We start from the raw sequence: 26,724 nt of genomic DNA on the forward strand, positions 1-26,724 counted from the left end.
TCTATCCCAGGGGGTGGGAGTCTTATTATTAAATCAGGGGATAGGTAATAGGTGATTGGTGATTGGTGATTACCCGTTATTCATTACCCATGACCCTTCGGGTGACGCTCCTTACGTCGCTACCGCTACGCTAACGCCAGTTCCCTACGGAGGGAAACCCTCCTACAGGACTGGACTCACCCATTACCCATTACCCAGATTTCTAACCTTGTCACAAATAGAGTTTCCTAGCCAATTTGATGTTTTAGTAGTCGGTGCTGGTGCGGCTGGACTGTATACAGCATTATGTCTGCCAGAATCCTTACGAGTCGGCTTGATTACCAAAGAAACTGTTGCTTTATCTGCTAGTGATTGGGCGCAGGGTGGTATAGCTGCTGCGATCGCCCCTAATGATTCTCCTTCTTTACATATTGAAGATACAATTCACGCAGGAGCGGGCTTGTGTGATGTTACAGCCGTAGAATTTTTGGCTCAACAAGCCCCCAAATGTATCAAATCTTTGGTGGACTTGGGAGTGGCCTTTGACCGACATGGACAAGCTTTAGCGTTAACTTTAGAAGCCGCCCATTCTCGTAACCGTGTTCTTCACGCCGCCGACACTACAGGTAGGGAAGTCACAACCACTCTCACCACCCAAGTATTACGTCGTCCAAATATCCAAGTAATTCAGCAAGCTTTGGCTTTGAGTCTTTGGCTGGAACCAGAAACCGGTCATTGTCAGGGAATCAGCCTCTTTTATCAAGGTGCAATTACATGGGTCAGGGCTGGGGCTGTAGTCTTGGCGACTGGTGGCGGTGGTCAAGTATTTGCCCAAACCACGAACCCGGCGGTAAGTACAGGTGATGGAGTCGCAATTGCATGGCGGGCTGGGGCTATTCTCCGTGACTTAGAATTTGTCCAATTCCACCCCACAGCCTTAACTAAATCAGGTGCAGACCGTTTCCTGATCAGTGAAGCAGTCCGTGGTGAAGGCGCACACCTTGTAGATGATGAAGGGCGGCGATTTGCCTTTGATTATCACCCGGCTGGAGAATTAGCACCCAGAGATGTGGTGAGTCGGGCTATATTTAGTCATCTACAACGCACTGCGGTCGATCCTGCTACAGCCTATGTCTGGTTGGATATGCGCCCCATCCCGGAAGAAAAGATTCGTCTGCGGTTTCCCAATATTGTTAAGGTTTGTCAACGTTGGGGTATAGATGTTTTTCACGAACCGATTCCTGTAGCCCCAGCCGCCCATTATTGGATGGGTGGTATTGCCACAGATTTAAATAATCAAACTAATATACCTGGATTGTATGCAGTGGGAGAAACCGCTAGTACGGGTGTACATGGAGCGAATCGTTTAGCGAGTAATTCATTGTTGGAGTGTATTGTCTTTGGGGCGCAGTTAGCAAATCTCACGCCAGCAGATTTGACACAGCACACAGAAACACCAGCCTTACCCACAAAAGAATTTAAGATTGATGCCAGCGAGTGGCAAAACCAGCAATCACAATTAACCATACTGCGAGAAAAGTTACCGCGTCTAGTTTGGCAAAGCGCTGGTATTTGTCGAGAACAGTCTACTTTATCTGTGGCGATCGCTACTGTAGAATCTTGGCAACAGGATTTTGCTGCGTTGCCTTTAAGCCAATTTTTCTTATCTCTACAACCCAACGAGCCAGTTAGCTTTAATTTCTCAGATACCGACCAACAACTACGACTTTGGGCAGAAACAGGCAATTTACTCGATGTTGCCTATTTAATTCTCAAAAGCGCTGCTTTTAGGACTGAAAGCCGTGGCGGACACTTCCGTTTAGACTATCCCGACTCAAATCCTGATTGGCAAGTCCACACCCTAGTACAAAAGCACCAATGGTGGCAATCTCTGATCATGAAATCTTAAATAATGCTTAAGTATATTCAACTAAGTGTTTAAGTTCCATATACTGACTTCCAATAGGCACAAAAAAATACTGATAGTGAATTGATATTTATCTCCAGGTAATCACTCTGGATTTAAGTTTCTCCCTGTATCACACGCAAATTACTGCCCCTACGAGACTACTTAGTCAAATAGTAAGTAACGTGCTTATTTGCTGATAAAACCCTACAAAAAATGAATATTTAGCGAGTACCGCTACCGTGTTGGCTATCTGGCCCACCATAATTTGGTGGAACATAAGATTCTTCCAAATCTTGTGCTTTTTGCTCAGATTGGCTAGGCATCGTGCTTATATCCCTAGAACTGCTAGCGAAGGAAACATGATTCTGATTTCCATTAGCATCCGCTACCTTGGGAATAATCAGGCTGGCACTAATGCAAAATATCACAACACCGATGATTGTCCAGTTGGTTTTCATAGGCTTGGGTAATTTTTTAAATTTCTGATTTATCTACAGGCTGTTTATTTTTTACAAACAGGAAAAAAGCTTTTCCCAAGAATCAAACGTTGGCTAATCTTATTGGTGAGACAGAGAAATACTTAACTAAAAGACCATCAAGAGTCGCATCCCTTCAAGAATTGACACAAAAAGGTACTCAATAGTTAAGCAATATAACCTACAGCCGGTTATTTACACCGGTCTTTGGTTATAGTTATTTCTACGTCAAAAGTTATATATGTTCATTAATTACCACAAGAGAAATATCAACATCATGTTTTTTTAATTATTTTTTAATAATTTATGGTGTAAATACTCACACTATCAGTAGTAATTTACGTAACATTACGCAGATTCATCTAAATTTCATCAATTCATGATCTTAAGAATGTGTAAAGTTTAGGGAGAAAACGACCATTATAGTCATTCTTTTTAAAAATTGGTTTGAGAAATATCAGTAAAATTTCATAATATGTCCGACCAAGACTAGTTGTGTCGTTCAATATCTAAGTAACTATCATGAACAACTGATAGCAGTTAAATTCAAAATACGAAATACTCTATGAGTAGTTCTACGCCTGTATGGCATTTCGGAGGAAAGGCTACGCCAACAAAACTCCAAAATGATTTGGAAGTTCCCTGCTCAGGACTCAGTATTTCCCCTATCTGCCAATTCAAAGCGATTTTTCCCTAAATGTTTGGCGCGGTACATGGCTGCATCCGCTTTTTTTAGCAATGTATCAGGATCTAAACTGGTTTCTGGGTAAATACTAATACCAATGCTGACAGAAACTTTAGTAGTACATCCGTTCAAAACAATTGGCTCAGTGATATTCGCTAGAATTTTTTCAGCGACTTTGGCTGCTACTTGCACGTTAGGTATCGCCTGTAGAATGACGGTAAATTCGTCGCCACCTAAGCGAGCCACTGTATCACTAGCGCGTAAAGAATTGCTGAGTCTTTGAGCTATCACCACCAACAAGCGATCGCCCATTTCGTGACCAAGGCTGTCATTAACCTGCTTAAAGCCGTCTAAGTCAATAAATAAAAGTCCAAGGGAGAAATTGTTATCTTTTGCCCAATTAATGGACTCGTAAAGTTGTTCCGCAAAATATTTACGGTTTGGAAGACCGGTCAAAGCGTCGTGATAAGCTAAATAACGCAAATGGTCTTCCTTCAGTTTTAATTCGTTATTAGAGCGAAACAACTCAGCTGCCGTGCGCTTGAGTTCTTCCTCCATCAATTTGCGCTGAGTAATATCTCTGATCACCCCAACTAAAAATAAATTACCGGCTGCATCCTTGTGGAGCGATCGCTTAGTAGCAATTAAATGAGTTTTTCCATAAGCATCAGTAAATTCTTCCTCATTTTCCTGAGGTTTTTGAGTGTCAAACACTAACTCATCTTGCTGTCGAAAAACATCAGCTTCATGTTTAGGGAAAAAATCAACATCTGACTTTTCAACTAAAAAACTCTCAGGATAACCAATAAATCGACAGTAAGCCTTATTTAAAACAATCCACTGATGTTGCTCATTTTTTACAAAAATTGGGTCAGCGATCGTATCAATTACTTGCTGTAAAAATTCTTTGGAACGCTTTAACTCTTCCTGCATATGAGCAAGATAATTAATCATCCAAATTACTGAACCAACCAAGGTCAGCAGTGCTGGAACTAATGGTATCCACCACCCTGATAAAAAAGCTAGATAAGCACTTAAAAAAAGCAAGCAGCAAGCAACAAATATCGCCACGATATTGGGAATTTTTCCCCGTATTCGCCATGCTGCTACTGCTCCTAAATATGACCAAGCAAAAATCCACAAGTATTCCCAAAAATCAGACCACACTTTTAATACAGGTCTTCCTTCCAAAGCCGCAGAAATTAACTGACTAATAAAATAAGCTTGCAGTTCAATCCCAGCCACAGGTTTTGCTGCTCTCATCCAACGACTTGAATAAGGAATAAATACAAAATCTTGGAGGCTAGGAGCAGTAGAGCCGATTAAGACAATGCGATCCTCTATCCAACTGCGCGGCACCTTATCATCTAGCACATCTAGCATACTAACCTTTTGGAAACCGCAGGAATCTAAAGACGAATTTCGACAACCTGGTTTAGGAAAATTAGACAGAATTTGAGTACCCTTGTCATCAGCTCTAACGTAAGCACCATCATTTTGTTCAAATCGAGGAAAAACTGACTTACCTAACTGTAAATACTCCGGGTTATTAGCTGCTTTTCTAGGAAAAACTTTCTCTGATTTTAAATATAATAAAGCTAACTTTAAAGCAAAGCTTTCATAATAATTTTCACCAATATGCCAGTACAACAAAATTCGGCGTACTTTGCCGTCTGGGTCATAGAGTAAGTTATTAAAACCTATTTGTTGGGAATTTAATTGTGGTGGTGGCGCAACTTTATAACTTTTATCATTTGATAATAATTGTGTACCGACTAAATTAGGTATTGTTTTATAAGTATCAACTAAATTTTCATGGCCATCTTTGGTTGGCAAATCTCGATAAATATCTAAACCAATAACACGAGGTTGATTGGCTTGTAATTTTTTTAATAAATTAGCAATGATGCCGTCAGGAATGGGAAATCCTTTATGTAAGGAAGCTTCATCAATGGCTACGATAGTAATGCGATTATCAGGCTGTTCGTTTGGTCTGAGGCGAAAAAATTGGTCTAATGCAGACAATTCTACGGATTGCAGTAATCCTATAGAACGCAGTATCAGGACACAAACCAAAACGACGGAAGCAGTAATTAATTCTCTTCGTCCTCGACTCAGCCATTGCTTTAGTCCCAGAATTAACCTCACAATAGGATTCCCTAGTTGCTTACTCATTCCCAATACCTAAGTGGGATAATTTTCTTGATTGCTGATAAATATTAACCCAAAATTTCCCAAGTCAGAAAAATCCTAATATTCAAGCTTTATCATCAGGAGAAAAACATAATTTTAGACACTCATTTTTTTATGATTATGAATGACACAACCTAAATATTGACTTGTTACAAATCAAGTAATTATCGAGCATAAATCCTGATAAACTACATTGATTTATCTGGAGGAATATATTAGGACTCATACTTGATTTTTGAAATACACGTAGGGGAGCCACTGCGTGGGAAGAAGAGTAGTCTGAGCGTCGGGTTCCTATATATATCTAGATAATATTTCTCCAGATAATATCGACTGGTATAGATAACAATTAATTGTATGATTGATATTGTATTATTCATAGACACAAGCCCAATCTAAGTACTGTTTGTCAATAGTATATTTTCACTTACTTAAAACTGCCATATTTTTCCTGAAAAAAAGCTAGGTTCAGTGGGTGTAAATCTTTAGGGAAGCAAGCTACGCCTCAGCATTCCACAAGGAAAGTCAGAGCAAAAATCCTTGCTTTCCAAGATATATAACTAGAAATCCCTCAGTTCTCATCGCATAAATAAAAAAGTCAACAGGTGATTTATGCTTATCAACCAGTTGACTGTTTTATTTGTCATATTTATTGGTGTCTGGACTGGGTGGAAATGATTTGTAGAAGTTACTTAAAGTACTTGAAGTTGCTTGGCCCTGTATAACCTGTGATTTTGGCTAATTCCGAAAGGTTCTGTACTCCACTATAGGTTTGACCATTAATAATCCAAGTGGGGAAACCCTGTATTTTTGCGGCTCGACACAATTCTGGCTGACCCTTGGGACTATCATCAGCACACTCTATCTTAATGTTGTCACTGATGATTTGGTAAGCATCTTTCCCAAAAAGTAGTTTCTGGTCATGGCAGTGAGGACACCAATAAGCCACATATTCCTTAGCACCTACCTTAACTAAATGCTGTGCTAAGGCAATTTCTGCCTCACCGGAAGTAGTATTAATTTCCCAACCAAATTCTGGGTTAGGATTGGTTTTGGGAACAAAAGGTGCTAGTTGTCCAGGAGGTATATTGGCAGAGGTAACATCCGGTTTATTAATACCTGCGTAAACTCCTAGAGTACCAATCAGGGTTACCATACCCACGATCAAAGCAGTAAATAAGATTTGTCCAATATCTTCCCAAGAACGCCCAACAATTGTTAGTACCAAAAGGCTAAGGGAAAATAAAGCCGAACTAATACAATAAAGGCACAGAGCTTTAATTTCAAATGCCAGTAAATACATTAAATAGCCACTAAAAACAGACATGGCGATCGCACCTACCAGCAGTAGCCACCATGTCACGTTTTCTAGTTGTTTGCGGTTGTTGTTTTCTCCACCTTTCCAAACAACAGGTGCTAATGCTAACACCAACATACTGGTGTACGCTAAAAACCCAAACAAGGCTAATGGTTGTCCTAAAATTGTTGCCCAGGGGCTGGAAAGTACGTCAGTACAACTCTTAACACCAGCTTGTGCTACACAAGCTGGGCTACCTCCTGTTAACTTTTCTATAGTTAGATAACCGGTATTGAGAGCGCCAAATCCGGCGATCGCGGCAATTATTAGACGCGACCATTTATGAATCCAAGGAGTAGAACGGCGGCGAATCATAAATTGCGATTGGGTATTAGGGATTGGGGATTAGGGATTGGAGACTAAAAGAATTCCCAGTCACCAGTCCCCAGCACTTACGAATGTATAGTGATTGAGGAAACCGATTTGCTCTCACCTTTAGAGTTCCAACTCCGATGAGCAGCTTCCACAAATTGACTGACGCGAATCGGGTCGATTGGTTGCTCGATTCGACCGTGGCGTTTGAGTGAACTAGAAACAATTACACCGTTGGCAGCCTGCAACAGTGTAGCAATATTTTCCCAACTCGCCCCACTACCAATAAATACGGGTGTGCCATTGGCAGCATCACAAGCTAATTCTAAATCTTCTTGATTGGGGGGACTACCAGTAGCCCAGCCAGACAAAATCACCGCATCTGCCAAACCCCTCTCGATAGTGTCTTTGACCGCCACAGTCAGATTGGGTGAACTCAGTGGTCTAGCGTGCTTGACTAAGACATCAGCCAGGATTTGCACATCACTACCCAATTCTCGCCGATAGCGCAATAATTCATGGGCTTCTCCCTCTATTAATCCTTGGTCTGTCGCCATCACCCCAGTGAGGACGTTGACACGAATAAACTGGGCGCGCACACAGCTAGCGATCGCCATCGCACTTTTGCCATCATTTCGCAACACATTTAAACCGATCGGCAATGTCACCAAATTCTGTATTCTCTGCACGACAACAGTCATGGCGCTAACAACGGCTGGATCAACCTGATTTTTAGTAAACGGCGCATCAAAAAAATTCTCTACAATAATACCGTCCACTCCGCCACTAGCCAGTGCTGTGGCTTCTTGTTCTGCCCGATCAATCACTGCTTTGAGGCTGCCTCCCCAACGGGGTGAGGTAGGCAGTGGGAGCAAATGAACCACGCCAATAATCGGTGTGCGAGTTTTAAATAGTTGATATAAGTCCACGTCTTTAACTATTGTCAGGGATTGGGGATTGGTACTGGGGGTTGGGTAATGGGGATTGGGTAATGGGGATTGGGTATTCAAAAAAATTTTCCCTCATTTCCCTCATCTTTCTTATCTCCCCCATCTTCCTGATCTCCCTCATCCCCAGCCCACATCATTAAATTTCGTTTTATGCAGGATATTTTACTACCTCCTCCTGAAGACAGAATTTGGCGCAAAACTTACCATAAGATATGTTAAGATAAAACCTGGCTACAAGAGGAGTTTGCCACTCACAACACGCAAGGCAGCTTCCCGTGGTTTAGGCACATCACCTGCGATTCATGTAGGTCAAGCCTGATCGTTAGGGTAGCATTACTGCTTTATTGGGCGTAGTCGCAAGTGCGATTTCCCTGAGGGTAGCGACTTCTCACAACCAGCCCTTTGGGCGGCTTCCCGATGGGTAAATTAACAACGCATACGCTGCGGTAATGTAAAATACCAATAGGCGAATTGTTAAAAAACTTAAAAGTGTCAGATTTATCTCAAGACACTAAAAATTACCCTGGGAAACAAACTAATAAAAACATCATAACACGACCTGAAATAGTCAAACTCAGGGTTAAAGGGCAGTTGTTGACCGTGGATGTACCCCACCAGATCGCTGTCAGTCAAGGGTGCGGAGGAAAAAAGCAAAACTATCGCGTTTTGTGTTTAATAACAAGAAAAGACTGGAAGTTTTTTTCAAAATATGGGTGAAAAGCCGACAATAGCAATTTCTCACTTGGGCTGTGAGAAAAATCGAATTGATACAGAACATATGTTAGGCCTGCTGGTAAAAGCAGGTTATGGTGTAGATACAAATGAAGAATTAGCCGACTACGTAATAGTCAACACTTGTAGTTTTATAGAATCAGCTAGGGAAGAATCTGTTAAAACCTTAGTAGAACTCGCAGAAGCCAACAAAAAAATTGTCATTACGGGCTGTATGGCGCAGCACTTCCAAACACAATTATTGGAAGAGTTACCCGAAGCAGTGGCCGTAGTTGGTACAGGAGACTACCATAAAATAGTTAACGTCATTGAGCGAGCAGAGCAAGGCGAACGGGTTACACTAGTTAGCGCCAAGCCAACCTATATCGCCGATGAAACGACCCCACGCTATCGAACTACTACCGAAGGTGTAGCCTACCTGCGAGTAGCCGAAGGGTGTGATTACCGTTGTGCATTTTGCATAATTCCCCACTTACGCGGGAACCAGCGATCGCGTACTATAGAATCTATAGTTGCTGAAGCCGAGCAACTAGTAGCCCAAGGGGTGCAAGAGATCATTCTTATTTCCCAAATCACTACCAACTATGGGTTGGATATTTATGGTAAGCCCAAATTAGCCGAACTATTGCGTGCTTTAGGGAAAATTAATGTACCGTGGATTAGGATGCACTACGCCTATCCCACTGGATTAACCCCGGATGTGATAGCGGCAATTCAAGAAACACCAAACGTCTTACCATATCTAGATTTGCCTCTACAACACTCTCATAGTGAAGTTCTTCGTAGCATGAACCGTCCCTGGCAAGGGCGAGTCAACGATGAAATCATCGAGCGCCTCAAGATAGCCATTCCAGGTGCTGTGTTACGGACAACATTTATAGTGGGCTTCCCTGGAGAAACAGAAGCACAGTTTGAGCATTTACTACAGTTCGTCCAACGGCATGAGTTTGATCATGTAGGTGTTTTCACCTTTTCCGCAGAGGAGGGAACCCCCGCTTACAAGTTATCAAATCAACTGCCCCAAGAGGTGATGGATGAACGCCGCGATCGCCTCATGGCACTCCAGCAACCCATTTCTTGGCGAAAAAATCAGCAGGAAGTCGGCAAAACAGTTGAAGTCCTGATTGAGCAAGAAAATCCTGAAAGTGGGAAATTAATTGGTCGTTCTGGCAGATTTTCTCCAGAAGTTGATGGTCAGGTCTACGTTGATGGCGAGGCGAAGCTAGGAACCATTATCCCTGTGAAAATTCACAGCGCTGATGAGTATGACCTGTTTGGTCAAGTTGTCAGTCATAACTGATAGCCGATCAGTAGTACAACGTTTCGGTTTACAAGTCTAAAAGCAAAAAAGCAAAATCTAGGAGAGTTGATGAACTTATCGTTTCCCGAACTAGGCATTTCCCAAGAACGCGTAGAACACTTAGAAAAACTTGGTTTTACAGCACCAACAAACATTCAAGCCCAAGCCATCCCCCAACTGTTGTCAGGACGTGATGTAGTTGGTCAATCACAAACAGGTACAGGTAAAACAGCAGCATTTTCACTGCCAATTTTAGAGCGGTTAGATCCTCAACAAAAAGCAGTACAAGCCATAGTTTTAACCCCAACCCGCGAATTAGCAATTCAAGTCCACGATGCAATGGCTCAATTCATTGGTAACAGTGGATTACGGACTTTAGCAATTTACGGTGGTCAATCAATTGACCGTCAAATGCTGCAACTCAAACGCGGCGTGCATATCGTTGTCGGTACACCAGGGCGGGTAATTGACTTGCTAGAACGGGGTAACCTGAAGCTAGATCAAGTCAAGTGGTTTGTCTTAGATGAAGCCGATGAAATGTTGAGCATGGGCTTTATTGACGATGTAGAGAAAATTCTTTCTCAAGCACCCCAAGAGCGTCAGACAGCTTTATTCTCAGCTACCATGCCACCATCAATTCGGATGTTGGTCAACAAGTTTTTGCGATCGCCCGTCACAGTCACCGTCGAGCAGCCAAAAGCCACCCCCAATAAAATCAATCAGGTAGCTTATCTCATCCCCCGTCACTGGACAAAAGCCAGAGCCTTACAGCCAATTCTGGAAATGGAAGACCCAGAAACAGCTTTAATCTTTGTCCGCACCAGACGTACAGCCGCCGAACTCACCAGCCAACTGCAAGCAGCCGGTCACAGTGTAGATGAATATCATGGTGACTTGTCTCAACAAGCACGGGAACGGTTATTAACTCGGTTCCGTAGTCGTCAAGTGCGCTGGGTAGTAGCAACCGACATTGCTGCACGCGGTTTAGATGTCGATCAACTATCTCACGTAATCAACTACGACCTACCCGATAGCGTCGAAACCTACGTCCACCGGATCGGTCGTACTGGTCGTGCTGGTAAAGAAGGTACAGCAATTACCTTAGTGCAACCATTTGAGCGTCGCAAACAGCAAATTTTTGAACGCCATGTCCGCCAAAATTGGCAATTGCTTTCCATTCCCACACGGGCGCAAATCGAAGCACGCCACATCCTGAAATTGCAAGAGCAAGTCAGAGAAGCCTTAGCTGGTGAGCGTTTAGCTTCCTTCTTGCCCATTGTCAGCGAATTGATCGAAAAATATGATGCTCAAGCGATCGCCGCAGCCGCACTACAAATCGCTTACGATCAAACTCGTCCCGCTTGGTTAAGCACGGATGCCGAAATCCCTGAAGAAGTCGCATCCACTCCCAAACCTAAACTAGGCGGCAAACGTCGTGAGTTTTCCGGTGACAGAGGTCGTTCCAACTGGAACAAATCAGACAATAACAACAGCGACGACGAAAGACGCGGTACTCCCAAACCAAAATTACGGACTAGCCGTCGTGAAACTTCCGCTACACCTAGCAATCCTAAGTTGGGTTCACCTGCTGCGAGAGAATCAGCTTCTTAGTCATTAGTCATCAGACTTTGGACTTAGCTAACATAGCTAACTGTTTTGATCAGCTTGTAGGAACATAGATATAAATGGATTATTTCTCATCTTATGTTCACAATCTCAGACTTAGAGCAGCTACAAGCTGAACATCCAGAATGGCAGATGGAACTGGTGGACGGAAGTATTTTGGTTATGGGGCCATCAGATTATATTTCAGAAGAAATAGGCGTAGAGTTTGCACGGCAACTAGCTAATTGGGTTCGCCCACGTAAGTTAGGACGGGTAACTGGTTCTAGCGCTGGTTTTATTCTGCCTAGACTGGAAACGGAAAATGGCATCGAAGCTGATATAGAAAAGCGAAATCTCCGCGCTCCTGATGTATCTTTTGTGCGTGCGGAGAGACTAAAAATTAGCAAGCGTGATTTTGTGGAATTAGTCCCTGATTTGATGGTAGAAATTAAATCTAAATCAGACCACATCAAGCCACTGGAAGAAAAAATTCAATTATTTTTACAACTAGGATGTACGGTGGGGATTCTCATCGACCCAGATAAATTAACATTAACCGTTTACAGAATTAATCAAGAGCCAGTAATTTTACAAAATAACGATAAATTGACATTACCTGATTTACTTCCAGGCTGGGAGTTAACGGTATCAGAAATTTGGCCGCCTGTGTTTGAGTGAGAAACCAGAGGTTAGAGACTAGAGATTAGGGATTAGAAGTAGCAGCAGAGGTACGGGAAGAAATTCAACCCAATCCCCAATCCCCAATCCCCAATCCCCAATCCCCAACCACTATTTCCAAGGACGACTAACTTTTTCTAACTCCTGAACTTCCTCATCATTTAATCTCCAACCCAAAGCGCCCGCATTTTGTCTGACCTGCTGGGCGGTTTTGACTCCAGCAATGGGAATCACATTACCTTGAGCGATTAACCAGTTTAGGGCAACTTGAGCAGGAGTGCGATCGTATTTTTCCCCTAAGCTGCGTAGTAAAGATATCACTGGTGCGATTTTTTGCAATCCCTCTTTTTTAAATCTTGGGTCTATACTTCTAGCACCAGTCGGAACTTCGGCACTTTCAGCAGAATATTTTCCTGTAAGTAAACCTTGCGCTAAAGGGCTATATGCCAAAATAGTTACATCTAGCTCACGGGCAGTTGCTACAATGCCCTCAGTTTCTATTTGGCGACTTAGTAAAGAATAGCGGACTTGGTTTACCGCCAAAGGCACACCCCTAGATGCTAATATTTGGTGAGCTTGGCGCATTTGCGACGCTGAGTAATTACTCACACCCACAGCAGCAATTCTCCCCCGCTTCACTTCATCGGCTAGGGTGTTCATTAAAGTTTCTTGACTTAACAAAAAAGTAAATGGCCAATGCACCTGATACAAGTCCACACGCTCAAGTTGCAGGCGTTTGAGGCTGTCTGTGATGGCATCAGAGACAGACTGACCTGAAAATCGCCAAGGTAAGGGGCCAAATTTTGTGGCAATTTGTACAGGTTTTTTTACCTGTTTTACAAATTGCCCTAATAATTCTTCTGATAGTCCTAGTCCGTAAACTTCTGCTGTGTCAAAAAAGGTAACACCAGCTTCTAAAGCGGTGGTGAATGCTTCTTGTAACTGTTCGGAGCCGTAGCCATTGCCATAATTCCAAAACAGTTTATCACCCCAAGCCCAAGTTCCAATACAAAGTGGTGTAACGGTAGGGCCATTTTTCCCTAAGGTAATTGTTTCCACGATCGCCAGATTTAATTTAGTTACATTTCTTTACTGTTTTAGTGTAACGCTGGCAAAGTGAAAGGTGTGGGGGTTTAGGGGTGTAAGGGTTTAGGGTGATGAGGCTATTACTCTTGCACCCTTTGGCCTTAAGCTACCTGAAAATTATCAGCTTCCTCCACTAGCTCATAACCATGAGTTAGCTTTTCAGTGGCTTTGTCAATCAAATCTAAACCTTGTTGGACTGTTTCAATTACGCTTAATTGTCCACGCAACTCAGCCGCACCGACAAAACCTTTAGCATACCAAGTCATGTGCTTGCGGGCTTGACGGACACCGCGATCGCCTTTATATTCCCATAAGGCTTGTAAGTGATCTCTAGCACATTCCAAACGTTGAATTGGGGTTGGTGCTGTCAGGAGTTCACCAGTCTTTAAGAAATGGTCAATTTCCCCCACCAAAAACGGATAACCTAAAGTCCCACGGGAACACATCACACCATCAGCACCCGTTTCTTCTAAACATTTCACCGCCGATTCTACGGAAAATATATCGCCATTACCAATCACGGGGATGGAAAGTATTTCTTTGACACGGGCTATCCATTCCCAACGGGCATTGCCATTGTAACCTTGAGCGCGGGTACGTCCATGCACCGTAATCATTTGCGCTCCAGCGTCTTCCATGCGCTTGGCAAAATCGAGAATGGTAATTTCTCTGTCATTCCAGCCAATCCGGGTTTTGACAGTGACCGGCACATTAACAGCTTTTACTACTTCCCGTACAATGGCTTCTGCAACTTCCGGCTGTCGTAGTAAAGAAGAACCTCCGCCGTTTTTGGTAATTTTATTTACCGGACACCCCATATTGATATCAATCGTATCAGCGCCTTCCGCAACGGCTTTGATTGCTGCTTCTGCCAAAAAATCGGGACGACAGTCAAACAACTGAATACTGATTGGTCGCTCGTTGGGGTCTACTTCCATAATTTTTGGTAACTGCTGGACGTAGTGTAAACCCGTAGCATTCACCATTTCTGTATACATCATCGAATCGGGTGCATAGCGACGTACTAGACGGCGAAACACCATATCTGTCACCCCCGACAAAGGCGACTGAAGAACACGGCTTTTAACTACAAACGAGCCGATGTTTAGGGGTTGGGAAAGTCTAGCTTTGAGGTTGGGGGACAGAGTAACCATAGAGGCAATTGAAAATACCAAATCAATCTTAACTGTTGACTGTTGACTGTTAACTGTTGAATGTTAAAAGTTGACGCTCATCAGTCATTAGCTCAATACACTTGTGCATCTGCTGACGCATTGTATCAACGTCAGCATGAAAGCGTCGTCCATGCCCTGGTAATACCCACTCAAATGAGTAATCAGCTAATCGGCGCATCGACTTAATTTGTTCTGCCCAAGAATACCAGCATACATCATGAAATGCGGTCAATTGTTGCCGAGTTTCCGACCATGCAAGATGATCACCCGTAAACAAGAACTTGTTTTTGTATAGTAAAACGGTGTGTCCTTTAGTATGTCCAGGAACGGGAATAATTAATACATCTGCTTGTAAAGTAAATGGTTCAGAACCAGTTAATTGGATTTCTAAATTCCGAGTTCCCTCAGAAATTTCATCGATGTGCAAGATACGCTGACACTGAAAATGTTCAGCAAACTTTTGATGATCAGCTACATCATCCTGATGAGTTAAATACATAAATTTAATTCCCCCTATCTCCTCTATTCGTTTTACTAGAGGCGGTGTAAATCGAGGAGAATCTACTAAAATATTTCCCTCTGGAAGTTGAATTAAATAGCTGGCAGCACCATAGGATTTTTCCGAATGATAGCCACAGTGATAAATATTCTCAGCCACTAAAAGGGGAAAACTTTCCTGGGCAACTTTGATATCTTTGGGTTTTTCAACGGTGCCAATAGAACTTGTAGGACAAGATAAAAGTGCTTGCAATGCTGCTAATCTTTCTGTTTCGTTTGTTGGTTGATGATATACTGCCGACATTTCATCAACACGATGAAAAACTTCTGGTGTCATCCAGCGACAGGTATCACAATCAATGCAGGTAGTATCTACATAAAAATCGCCGTTAGTATTTTGGGGGCGACGAAGATTTACATGAGCCATAGTACACCTCTGTTTGCCAACCTAATTACTATGTGAGTAATTAACCCTGATTTCACCAGCCTAACAAAAACAACCTCTAACTATCAGCATCACTAGTAGTTTGGCAGCCCGAAAAGCAGGGGGAGCAGGAAGAGAAGTCGCAAGGAGGGTTTCCTTCCGGGCGAACTTCGGGGGAGAAAGAGTTTATTCATCATCTTCATTTTCCAAATGAATAATTTAATTTCTGGAAGTCCCCAGAAGTTATTAGCCAAGTGGAGAGAGACAATTATTTGTGGGATGGGTAGAGCGATCGCTCTACCTGTGATCTTAATAAATTTTGTGTTCCGTTCCTTCACCCAACTTACTAGCGCGTCTCATCCACAAGTATCAAGAATTTATTGAAGAAGTTCCGAGTCTCATGCAGCATATTCGTAGGGTGCGTCAGACTACAGTTTTTCGCGATTTTCCGCAGATATTTGGTATTTAACGCACCTTACAGGAATTTTGGAATACAAGCTATTTAGTAGATATACTCCAGATATTAGTATTTAGCATAAAAATATTAGAAGATAACAACAGTATCTGTTGTAGTTAATGATTATCTGATAGTAACCATTTTAATGCTCTATGCAATCTCTACCTCAACTTCTCTGGCCACCATGCTTAGAGTCAGTTATTGACCTTTCGCCACTGACGGTTGAGCCGGAAATGCCATTGTCAGATGCAGTTTCCCAAATGGCAAAGCAAGGTGCTGCTATTGTTGTGGTTGCCAATACTCAGATATTAGGGTGGTTATCAGAAAGAGATGTGGTAAAGCTGGTAGCCTTGGGTGTTGACTTGCAAACAACCACAATTTCGCAGGTGATGAACACCTCAATCATATTTTTCCAGGTTGCTCAATTTGAGGATATTGGGGCAATTATTTCTCTGTTACGTCAACATCAATCGAGTTGCTTGTTAGTGGTTGATGAACAAGAGCAACTAATGGGAACAATTACCTCTGAAAGTATTTATCAAGCTCTGGGAGCAGCAACGGAGTTGAATAGCCAAGAAGAACTAGAAACCTCGCAACAAGATTTTCAGTTGCTAAAGTCAGCAGTAGTTAATCCTCTCGATGCAATTGGGGCTAGTGACGAGAGCCTTTGGCGTGTGGCTAATACTGCGCCAATATTAATTTGGATATCCGCTACAGATACGTCATGTATTTTTTTCAACAAAGCCTGGTTAGAGTTGACTGGCAGTACCCTAGAGCAAGAAATAGGTAAAAGTTGGTCAGAAAAGTTGCATCCAGAAGATTTACAAGGTTTTTTAGATGTTTACTTGTCAGCTTTTCATACTCATCAGTTTTTCTCCGTGGAATATCGACTACTAGGATTGAATGGAGAGTACCTTTGGCTACTAAATATTGGGGTTCCCAGATTTACATCTAATGGTGATTTTGCTGGTTATATTAATTCTTGTATAGATATTACTGAACACAAGCAATACTTTGCTGCATTAGAGGAGAGTACAAACAGACTCAAACTAGCGCTAGAGGCGACCAATACAATTTACTGGGAGCGAAATCTTAGTAATGACCAGTTATTCTTTCTAAATCCTGTTATTGAATTCGGAGATAGTGAGGAATTAACTCATAGCGAGGTTATGTCTTTTTTCCATCCAGATGACAGGGAAAAAGTGGATATGGCTGCACAAGAAGCGATCGCCAATTGTAGTTGTTTAGAAATAGAACATCGGCTGCCAGTAGCAGGGCAACCGTCTAAATATAAATGGTTTCTTTCAAAATCTACAATTCTCACGGATACAACAGGTAAACCCACTCGGATGATCGGCATTTCGATGGATATTACCGACCGAGTAGAAGCACAAGATGCACTAGAACAAGCCAACCAAGAGTTAGAACGGCGAGTAGCAGAGCGCACCTTAGCCTTGCAGAAAGCAAATAGACAACTGCTGGCGGAAATTGGCGATCGCCAAATCGCTCAAGAGCAACTACGGCAATCTCAACAAATGTTGCAGTTAGTCATAGATACGATTCCCCATTGTGTTTTTTGGAAAGATCGAAATTCCGTCTTTTTGGGCTGTAATCGTAAATTTGCCAAATTGTTAGGTTTTGATTATCCAGAAAATATTATAGGAAAAACAGCCCACGATTTTCTCGCCAATCTTCAGGATGCAGACTTACACCGCCAGAGCGATGTTAGGGTCATCGAAACGAATACCCCTGAGTATCACATAGTAGAACCCCTCCTGAAACCAAATGGACAAAAAATTTGGCTAGAAAAAAATAAAATTCCACTCCATGATCCTAAAGGTAACGTTGTAGGTATTCTTAGCACTTTGGAAGATATTACTGAACGCAAGCAAGTACAAGAAGCTTTAGAAAAAAGTGAAGAACGCTTTCGATTTTTAGCTGAATCTATCCCCCAACAGGTATGGATAGCTCGACCAGATGGCTACCTTGAATATGTGAACCGACGCACCCTTGAATACTTTGGTAATGTACCAGAAGCCATACTAGGCTGGAAATGGCAGCAATCGATACATCCTGATGATCGCAACCGTTGCTTGGAAATTTGGCAGCATTGTGTAGCCACTGGTGAACCCTTAGATGTAGAATTTCGCTGGTTAAGGACAACAGATCAAACCTATCGCTGGCACATAGGACGCGCCTTAGCACTACGCGATTCTCAAGGTAATATCATCAATTGGTTCGGGACAAATACAGATATTGATGATCGCAAACGGACAGAAGAAGCCCTGGCAGAAAGGGTAAAATTGTCAGACTTCCGCTCAGCAGTTGATACAATTCTCACTCAAAGTTACACCCTACAGGATTTAATGCACGGCTCTGCTGATGCAGTAGTTAAACATCTCAATGCCGCCTTTGCTAGAATCTGGATACTCAATAAACAAGAAAATTTACTGGAATTACAAGTTAGTTCGGGAAGATACACCCACCTAGATGGATCTCATAGATGTATACCAGTCGGTCAATGCAAAATCGGTTTAATTGCCCAAATAGGAAAGCCTCACCTCACCAATTCTGTACAAACAGATCCGCTTATCAGTAACCCAGATTGGGCCAAGCAAGAAGGAATAGTTGCCTTTGCCGGTTATCCCCTAATTGTGGAGAATGAGACATTAGGAGTGATTGCCATGTTTTCTTGCCAAGCACTCAGTGAATCTCATTTCCAAGCTTTGGGAATTGCAGCTAATCAGATCGCTATTGGTATCAAGCGTCAACAAACGGAAGCAGCTCTCAGGCATAGCGAAGAAAGGTTCCGCAACTTAGTTGAAACTAGTAGTGATTGGGTGTGGGAAGTTGATGAAAACGCTATCTATACTTACGTTAGTCCTAAAGCCAAAGATATTTTAGGTTACGAACCACAAGAATTATTGGGTAGAACTCCATTAGACATGATGCCACCAACAGAAGCAGAACGTGTCATGAAGATTTTTAATTCCATTATTGCAGCACAACAGCCCTTTAAATGTCTTGAGAACACCAATGTTCATCAAGATGGTCATTTAGTGGTTCTCGAAACTAGTGGAGTGCCGATTTTTGATGCGGTGGGGAAATTTTGTGGTTATCGCGGGGTGGATCGAGATATTACTGCTCGTAAGGAAGTAGAAACGAACTTATATCAAACTCAACAGCAATTACAAGTAATTTTGGATAACTCCCCAGCCATAATTTATGTCATGGATTTGCAAAACCGATTTATCTTGGTGAATCAACAATATGAAAAACTATTCCACACCACTCAATCTGAAATTGTAGGCAAAAGTGTATATGAGACTTGGCCTGATGATATTGCTTATCAATATGCCATTAACAACCGTCAAGTTATTACCACTGGTATGGCGATAGAAGTTGAAGAAATGGTTCCCCAAGAAGATGGTCTACATACATATTTAAGTATTAAGTTTCCTTTAAAAGACCGTAATGGCATCATTTATGCAATGTGTGGCATTTCTACAGACATTACAGAGCGTAAATTGGCAGAAGATTCACTTCTCCGTTTCCACAAAGCGATGGAAAGTACAAGTGATGCTATTATCTTTGGTGATATTTTGAATATCAGTAATTATGCTAACCCAAGTTTTCAGGAATTATACGGTTATAATCTAGAGCAATTACAAGCGGCAGGGGGGGTATGCACAATTTTCCAGGAGCCTCAAAAGCAACGAGAAATCATGGCTAGGGTGATGAAAGGGGAATCTTGGCGGGGTGAAGTGGCCATGCGATCGCGCGATGGCCATTTATTACAAGTTGATCTGAGGGCAGATGCCATTAGAGACAGCAATGGTAAAATCATAGGCACTGTATGTATCCATACAGACATAACCAAACGCCAGCAGGTAGAAGAAGGTTTAAAATTGCGCGATCGGGCGATCGATGCTAGCAGTAATGGCATCATTATTGCTGATGCTAGCACTCCCAACAGACCCATTATCTATGTGAATCCTGCCTTTGAGCGCATGACTGGCTACTCTTCAGACGAAGTGATAGGACAAAACTTCCGTTTATTCCAAAGTGCAGATATCGATCAACTAGGATTACGAGAACTGAGTACGGCCATGCAGGCAGGTAAGGCTTGCACTGTAGTTCTACGGAACTATCGCAAAGATGGCAGCCTCTTATGGAACGAGTTAAACATCTCCCCTGTTTATGATCAAACTGGTCAACTTACCCACTATATAGGCATTCAAACAGATATCACAGAACGTAAACAAGCAGAAACAGCACTACTTGTCAGCCAACAGCGACTACAATATTTACTGACATCTAGCCCGGCTGTGATTTATACCTGCAAAACCTGTGGAGATTTTGGCAGTATTTTTGTTAGTAACAACATCACCACCATAACTGGTTATGAAGCCCAAGAATTTATAGAAAATTCAGACTTTTGGTTCAATCATATCCATCCGGAAGACGCACCATCAGTCCTTAAAAAACTTTCCAGTGTCTTGGAAGCGGAAACTTACAAATTGGAATATCGATTTTTACACAAAGATGGCACATATCATTGGCTATATGACCAAAGAAGGGTGGTGAAAGATGACACAAAGAATCCAGTGGAAATGGTCGGTTACTTAATAGATATTACAGACCGCAAACAACTCGAAGAATACTTAAAAGTAGCACTCGAAAAAGAGAAAGAATTGAGCGAACTTAAATCTCGCTTCGTATCCATGACTTCCCACGAATTCCGCACGCCGTTAAGTACCATTTTATCTTCTTCTGAATTACTAGAACACTACCGCCACAAATGGACAGAGGAAAAACAACTCACTCACTTACATCGTATTCAAACTGCCGTCAAGCGGATGACGGAAATGTTAAATGACATTTTAATCATTGGAAAGGCAGAAGCGGGGAAACTAGAGTTTATGCCTAAACCCCTTGATGTCGTCGCCTATTGTCGAAATTTAGTAGAAGAAATCCAGCTAAACCTGAATAATAAGCAAGTTGATTTTATCAGTGAATATCAATCTATGTCATGTTGCATGGATGAAAAATTATTAGGACATATTCTTATTAACTTAATCTCCAATGCTATTAAATATTCTCCAGTCAATAGTAATGTTCAAGTTAAATTTTATTGTCGAGATCAATGTGCAGTATTTGAAGTTCACGATTGGGGTATTGGTATTCCAGCAGAAGATATTACGCACTTATTTGAATCATTTTATCGAGCGAAGAATGTTGGCAATATCTTAGGTACAGGGTTAGGATTAGCAATCGTTAAAAAATGTGTAGATGTTCACGAAGGGGAAATATCTGTTTCTAGTAACTCAGAAATTGGTACTCTATTTACTGTGAATATTCCTTTAAAACAACAATAAAAAAAGAGGTCAAAAATGATTAAAATTTTAGTAATTGAAGATGAAGAGTCGGTCAGAGAAAATATTTTAGATTTGCTACAAGCTGAAGATTTTCATACCGTGTCTGCTGCTAATGGACGCATTGGCATAAATTTAGCACTGGCAGAATTTCCTGATTTAATCTTGTGCGATATGATGATGCCGGAAGTTGATGGATATGGAGTATTGTCAGCATTACGCCAAGAACCATTAACGGCAACTATTCCTTTTATTTTCCTAACGGCAAAATCTGCCAAGGCAGATTTCCGCCAAGGTATGGATATGGGTGCAGACGACTACCTAACTAAACCATTTACCAGGGCGGAATTACTCAGTGCGGTGATGAATCGTTTAGAAAGGCAAGCCACTTTAAAAAAGTACTTAATAAATCAAAATGGTATTAAAATCTCATCTCCAAAAACGCAGTTGTTAGAGATGAGTCTACATAAAGTTATTCAACAACAGAAATTTCAAGAGTTTGAGGTGCAATATCAGCCTATCGTTGATATTGCTTCAGGGAAAATAGTCGCGGCAGAAAGTTTATTACGTTGGCACAGTCCCGAATTAGGCTTTGTTTCTCCTTCAGAATTTATTCCATTAGCAGAGTCTACAGGTTTAATTGTGCCAATTGGTCAATGGGTAATAGCTAATGTTTGTCACCAAATTAAAAGTTGGCATGATTCTGGAGTGGATTTCTTAACCATTTCTGTGAATTTATCAGCAATGGAATTTAATAAACCAGATTTAATTCAGAGAATTACTGAATCTTTAAAAACCAATAATATAGCACCACATTATTTGGAAATAGAATTAACTGAAAGCATGATTATGCAAGACCTAAATAGTGCAATTTTTACCATGAACAAATTGCAATCTCTAGGTGTTAGGCTCGCTATTGACGATTTTGGTACAGGTTACTCTTCTTTGATTTATCTCAAGAATCTGCCAGTTAATACACTGAAAATTGACAGATACTTCATTCATAATGTTGCTAAAGATAAACAAAAATCTGCTATTACCAAAGCTTTAGTAGAAATGGCACACAATATGAATATGCAGGTAGTGGCTGAAGGTGTAGAAACAGAATCAGAACTATACTTTTTAAAACAAAATAAATGTGATGCCATGCAAGGATTTCTCTTTAGTCGTCCATTACCAGCAGTAGAATTTGAAAATTTTCTGTGGAATAATAAACATCTGTCTGTATAAAAGATAGCCAAATGATTACCACTGTTAACCAAAAGTTAACTTGATAATTACTAAAATATAGTAGTAGTTGCTTTTTGGTAATTTTTCATAAACTAAAGATCAGTAATCATCCATACAAACTTATGCGATTATTAAAAATTTATTTTATTGGCCAATATGAATAAAATTCTGGTTATTGAAGATGATATCCATGTACGCCAAAATATCTTAGATTTGTTAGAAGGTGAAGGATTTAATATACTTGAAGCGCATAATGGACTCCTTGGTGTGCAATTAGCTCAAGAAGAAATTCCTGACTTAATTATTTGTGATGTCATGATGCCGGAACTAGATGGATATGAAGTCTTAAAGGTATTACGTCAATGTCCAGAAACAGCAATAATTCCTTTAATTTTTCTAACTGCTAAGTCTGATAAAAATGACTTCCGTCAAGGTATGGAGATGGGAGCAGATGACTATATCATTAAACCTTTTACAAGAGCAGAGCTATTAGCAGCTATTGCCTGTCGATTAGAGAAACATATCACAATTAAACAAGAGAATCAAAGAAAACTAGATAATCTGCGTAACAGTATTGCTTTATCTTTGCCTCACGAAATGCGAACACCTTTAAACGGGATATTAGGCTTTTCTCAAATTCTGATGGAAGAGAGTGATAGTCTTGATTCGCAAGCAATCCAGGAAATGGCAGAATCCATCTATCTATCTGGTGAACGTCTATTTAGCTTGATTCAGAACTTTTTAATGTACGCAGAGTTAGAAGTTATGGGAACTGACCCACAGCAAATTAAATTGCTGCAAAGTCAAACTACCATATTTCCTAATCTAACACTAATGGAAATCATTAGTGAAAAAGCTAAAAAAGCAGGAAGAGAAGCCGATTTACGGTTAGAATTACATCCTTGTAATGTAAGAATTTCCACAGCTAAGATTGCTAAAATTATAGAAGAATTATTAGATAATGCTTTCAAATTTTCCCCTCCAGGTAGCCTAGTTCAAATCAAAAATCAGGTTATTAATAATTGCTTAATCTTATCATTTATCGATCATGGACGAGGAATTACAGCAGCACAAATTGCTGAATTAGGAGCGTATCAGCAATTTGAGCGTAAACTTTATGAGCAGCAAGGTTCTGGATTAGGTTTAACTATTGCTAAACGCATAGCTGAACTACATGGCGGTAAATTAAAAATTCACAGCAAGCCACAAGAAAAGACTATTGTGCAAGTAGCACTACCATGTAGCCAGCGAAAAGAAGACTATTGTGACAATACTTACTATCAAAAATCGTCAATTATAGGCATCCGACTTGATCATTGAAAAAATTTAAGTAAAATATTTTGCTTTTAATTTGCATAGTCCATAGTGATATCTGTTGACTGTGAGGCAGTCGCTGTCTTCTCTACGTTCGCGGAGCGTGTCGGAGACGGAGGCTGCGCCAAGGCGGTTTCCGTCGTAGGCGGAATGCCTTCCCGTAGGGTATGCGAACTGCCTCACCCGGAGGGTTGACCGTTGACAGTCAACAGCACCGATTATGTAGTTATGCAATTTAGACGCGCATTACCTTATCTGTGGGGTGGTTATTGCCCGTTGCTTCCCTACGTGTACTTCAGAAATTAAGTATGAATTTTATTTTAGTTAAGTATTTGCAGCGAACACAAGATTAGAGGCTAATATGCTTACGGCAGGAGCCTTACACTGCATAATCTGGACTTTAGGGAAAACTGCACTAGCCAATTAGCTACTCCCTACTATCTGTAGTAAAAGCTTAAGCATTGCTCAGATTGCGATTGGCTCTTTGGGCAATGCCGTAAGCTAGTTGGGTATGTAGATTTGGCTGACTCAAGTTCTATTATGTACAACGGATGTTTGCGATCGCGTTGGGGTTTTTGTATAAGTTAGTATATAACTTGTATAATTTGTATAATAACGGACAAATTGTTGTCATGGCAAAGCGATCGCTCCAAGCCTCTGCTGAAGGTATTAGAAAAGCAAAGCAGGCTTTTAAGCGCAAAGGATGGACACAAGAATATCTGGCGGCGGAAGTTGGTTTAGAAACACGCCAGTCAATATGGAAATTTTTCACTGGTAAACCTATAGATCGTCACGTCTTTAATGATATTTGCTTTGCGCTGGAACTGGATACAGCAGAAATTTCCCAACAATCTGTTGAAAATTCTTTATATTTAGAAGGTGACGAATATAGCCTAATAGATATTAATATTCTGGTACAAAAACTACGCTCTATTCATCACGAAAAAATTCAGGCTCAATGTAGCACATTACATCTTTTAGATATTGCTAGACCAATTTCACTTAATGATATTTATATTGATGTCAACATCAGCGAGGAAATTTCTAGTAAAAGATGGTTAGATATTCAAGATTTACAAAAGGTGGGTTCTTATACAATTATTTCTCCCATTTTTGCACAACGAGACCAAAAATTAATCGGGGGTTTAGAAGCTCTAAAAAAATATTCTAAACTGATATTATTGGGAAAATTAGGCTCAGGTAAGACTACATTTTTACAATCAGTCGCTCTTAGTTGCAGTCAAGGAATATTTCAGCCAAATTACTTACCTATTTTTGTCAATCTCAAAAATTTTGCGGAAGATGCTAAAGACTCTCGGCAACTTAGCTTATTTAAATATATACTCGACCAGGTGATAAATTTTGGCATTACTGAAGGAGAATTGAAAACTGTATTATCTCATGGTAGAGCTTTAATTCTGTTAGATGGATTAAATGAATTTATCAGCCACAACTATGAAAAAAATATTAATAGAATTAACGGTTTCATCCAAAAATTTTATAAAAATCAAATAGTTATTACTTGCCGTACAGGCACAAATTATTCTAATTTTCATGGTTTTACAGAAGTAGAAATTACTGATTTTGATAAAACAAAAATTACCGAATTTGCTAATAAATGGTTCTTGATAGTCGCCAATAATTCTCCAGAAAAATCGAGATTTCTAGCACAAAAATTTGTACAAAGACTCGAACTAGAAGAAAATCATCGTCTTCTTGAGTTAGCTAACAGACCAGCCTTATTGATTCTTTGTTGTTTGGCATTCCAGTCTGCGACAGATTTCCCTTTTCATCATTTTGAAATTTATAAACAAGCATTGGATCTGCTTTTAGTACGCTACGATGACGTAAGAGGAATTCAAAACAATCAAACTGTGACTAATTTATCTCTGCTGCACAAAATCAAGCTACTTAGTCACATAGCAGCAATTAGCTTTCATCAAGGGGATTATTTTCTCACTGAAACAAAACTCCAGCAAGTCATCACTGAATATCTACTCCATCAAAGCAACACCATAACTGATACAGATGCTTTAGAACTGGAGAGTACTGCAATCATCAAAACAATTGAATTACAGCATGGTTTATTAGTTGAAAGAGCAAAAGGCATTTACTCTTTTTCTCATCTCATATTTCAAGAGTATTTTATAGCTAGAGAAATCGTAGCTAATGCTAATCATCAAACGCTGCAAGAGTTAGTTAGCCATTTATCTGAACAACGATGGCATCAGGTATTTTTGCTAGTTGTGTGGATGCTACAACCAGTAGATGATTTATTAAAATTAATCAAAGAAAAGATTGATAATATAGCTGTCGGAAATGGCAATTTATATCATTTTATGCAATGGGTAGAACACAAGTCTGCTCAAGTAGGTTATGTATACCATCCTGCCAGTGTACGTGCTTTTTATTTTAGTATAGCTTTACCTCCAGAGCATCCCTTAGCTTGTAACCAAGATTTAGCAATATCCTTAGAGCATCAGTTTACTGGTAGTTTGTCTATAGACTTAGCATTAGATTTGGCTTTAACTAATGCACTAACGGTGAGTATGACAATGACGGCTGATATATTTTTTGCTAGGTTATCTACTTTAAATTTAGCTCTAGACTTGAAGCACTTATTAGTCAATCAGGTGTCGTTAAATAATTCACTGCAAAATATTAGAAACCAGTTACCCTCTTCTAGTCAAGGGAGAGAATACTTAAAAGCTTGGTGGCTAGCAAATGGACAAGCATGGACTGAAGAATTACGAGATATGATGATTAATGAGCGTAAGATTGGACTTAATTGGCAGTTCGGAAAACAAGATTTACAAGATTTGCAACAGTATTGGGATGCCAGCAAATTACTAATAAATTGTCTAAAATTTGCTAGAGATATTTCACCTACTTTACGTTATGAATTAGAGACAAGTTTATTTTTAGCTAAACAATGTCAATTAAATGTAATTACGTAGGCCAAGTATGGGTAAAGAGAAGCTTTTGGATG

General features: G+C 40.7%; 16 protein-coding genes. 9 read left to right on the forward strand and 7 right to left on the reverse strand.

Features of this window, described 5'->3' with window-relative positions; genetic code table 11:
• The first annotated feature begins 208 nt into the window (after window positions 1-208).
• The gene (gene nadB / locus GSQ19_RS08390) at window positions 209-1,888 is read left to right on the forward strand and encodes an L-aspartate oxidase (RefSeq protein ID WP_041456603.1); all 1,680 of its coding nucleotides are present in this window, start codon (window positions 209-211) and stop codon (window positions 1,886-1,888) included.
• 221 nt (window positions 1,889-2,109) lie between these two features.
• On the opposite strand, the gene GSQ19_RS08395 is transcribed toward nadB, so the two are convergent.
• From GSQ19_RS08395 to btpA, 4 genes are all read right to left on the reverse strand, one after another.
• Window positions 2,110-2,346, reverse strand: coding sequence for a hypothetical protein (locus GSQ19_RS08395; protein ID WP_011317508.1), 237 nt, complete (start codon window positions 2,344-2,346; stop codon window positions 2,110-2,112).
• A gap of 664 nt (window positions 2,347-3,010) precedes the next feature.
• Window positions 3,011-5,224 carry a CHASE2 domain-containing protein gene (locus GSQ19_RS08400; protein ID WP_011317509.1) on the reverse strand — a complete coding sequence of 738 codons (2,214 nt, stop codon included), beginning with the start codon at window positions 5,222-5,224 and terminating at the stop codon, window positions 3,011-3,013.
• Between the two features lie 706 nt (window positions 5,225-5,930).
• Window positions 5,931-6,914, reverse strand: coding sequence for a vitamin K epoxide reductase family protein (locus tag GSQ19_RS08405; RefSeq protein ID WP_011317510.1), 984 nt, complete (start codon window positions 6,912-6,914; stop codon window positions 5,931-5,933).
• A gap of 77 nt (window positions 6,915-6,991) precedes the next feature.
• On the reverse strand, window positions 6,992-7,840 hold the full coding sequence (gene btpA, locus GSQ19_RS08410; protein ID WP_041456604.1) for a photosystem I biogenesis protein BtpA: 849 nt from the start codon (window positions 7,838-7,840) through the stop codon (window positions 6,992-6,994).
• Between the two features lie 730 nt (window positions 7,841-8,570).
• Here btpA and rimO point away from each other — a divergent pair.
• The 3 genes from rimO to GSQ19_RS08425 all read left to right on the forward strand — a co-directional run bounded on the left by rimO (window position 8,571) and on the right by GSQ19_RS08425 (window position 12,176).
• On the forward strand, window positions 8,571-9,893 hold the full coding sequence (rimO, locus tag GSQ19_RS08415; RefSeq protein WP_011317512.1) for a 30S ribosomal protein S12 methylthiotransferase RimO: 1,323 nt from the start codon (window positions 8,571-8,573) through the stop codon (window positions 9,891-9,893).
• Between the two features lie 69 nt (window positions 9,894-9,962).
• Window positions 9,963-11,504 carry a DEAD/DEAH box helicase gene (locus tag GSQ19_RS08420; RefSeq protein WP_011317513.1) on the forward strand — a complete coding sequence of 514 codons (1,542 nt, stop codon included), beginning with the start codon at window positions 9,963-9,965 and terminating at the stop codon, window positions 11,502-11,504.
• A 93-nt stretch (window positions 11,505-11,597) separates the two neighbouring features.
• The gene (locus tag GSQ19_RS08425; RefSeq protein WP_011317514.1) at window positions 11,598-12,176 is read left to right on the forward strand and encodes a Uma2 family endonuclease; all 579 of its coding nucleotides are present in this window, start codon (window positions 11,598-11,600) and stop codon (window positions 12,174-12,176) included.
• Between the two features lie 111 nt (window positions 12,177-12,287).
• Here GSQ19_RS08425 and GSQ19_RS08430 read toward each other — a convergent pair whose 3' ends face one another.
• The 3 genes from GSQ19_RS08430 to GSQ19_RS08440 form a co-directional block, all read right to left on the reverse strand.
• A complete protein-coding gene (locus GSQ19_RS08430) occupies window positions 12,288-13,235 on the reverse strand; it encodes an aldo/keto reductase (protein WP_011317515.1) in 948 nt (315 codons plus the stop codon).
• Window positions 13,236-13,363: 128 nt separating this feature from the next.
• Window positions 13,364-14,416, reverse strand: coding sequence for a tRNA dihydrouridine synthase DusB (dusB, locus tag GSQ19_RS08435; protein ID WP_011317516.1), 1,053 nt, complete (start codon window positions 14,414-14,416; stop codon window positions 13,364-13,366).
• A gap of 49 nt (window positions 14,417-14,465) precedes the next feature.
• Window positions 14,466-15,362: an MBL fold metallo-hydrolase gene (locus GSQ19_RS08440; RefSeq protein ID WP_011317517.1), complete on the reverse strand. Its 897-nt coding sequence runs from the start codon at window positions 15,360-15,362 to the stop codon at window positions 14,466-14,468.
• Between the two features lie 207 nt (window positions 15,363-15,569).
• Here GSQ19_RS08440 and GSQ19_RS08445 point away from each other — a divergent pair, with 207 nt between their 5' ends.
• From GSQ19_RS08445 to GSQ19_RS08465, 5 genes are all read left to right on the forward strand, one after another.
• Complete coding sequence (locus tag GSQ19_RS08445; RefSeq protein WP_153228462.1) at window positions 15,570-15,743, forward strand: hypothetical protein; 174 nt, start codon at window positions 15,570-15,572, stop codon at window positions 15,741-15,743.
• Between the two features lie 225 nt (window positions 15,744-15,968).
• Entirely contained in the window at window positions 15,969-21,194 is a 5,226-nt protein-coding gene (locus GSQ19_RS08450) for a PAS domain S-box protein (protein WP_011317518.1), read from the forward strand.
• Window positions 21,195-21,209: 15 nt separating this feature from the next.
• Window positions 21,210-22,421: an EAL domain-containing response regulator gene (locus GSQ19_RS08455; protein WP_011317519.1), complete on the forward strand. Its 1,212-nt coding sequence runs from the start codon at window positions 21,210-21,212 to the stop codon at window positions 22,419-22,421.
• A gap of 156 nt (window positions 22,422-22,577) precedes the next feature.
• Window positions 22,578-23,741, forward strand: coding sequence for a hybrid sensor histidine kinase/response regulator (locus GSQ19_RS08460; protein WP_011317520.1), 1,164 nt, complete (start codon window positions 22,578-22,580; stop codon window positions 23,739-23,741).
• A 545-nt stretch (window positions 23,742-24,286) separates the two neighbouring features.
• On the forward strand, window positions 24,287-26,692 hold the full coding sequence (locus GSQ19_RS08465; RefSeq protein ID WP_011317521.1) for an NACHT domain-containing protein: 2,406 nt from the start codon (window positions 24,287-24,289) through the stop codon (window positions 26,690-26,692).
• The last annotated feature ends 32 nt before the right edge of the window (window positions 26,693-26,724 follow it).

The organism is Trichormus variabilis 0441 (genome assembly GCF_009856605.1).
In the GTDB taxonomy this organism is placed as follows: Bacteria; Cyanobacteriota; Cyanobacteriia; order Cyanobacteriales; family Nostocaceae; genus Trichormus; species Trichormus variabilis.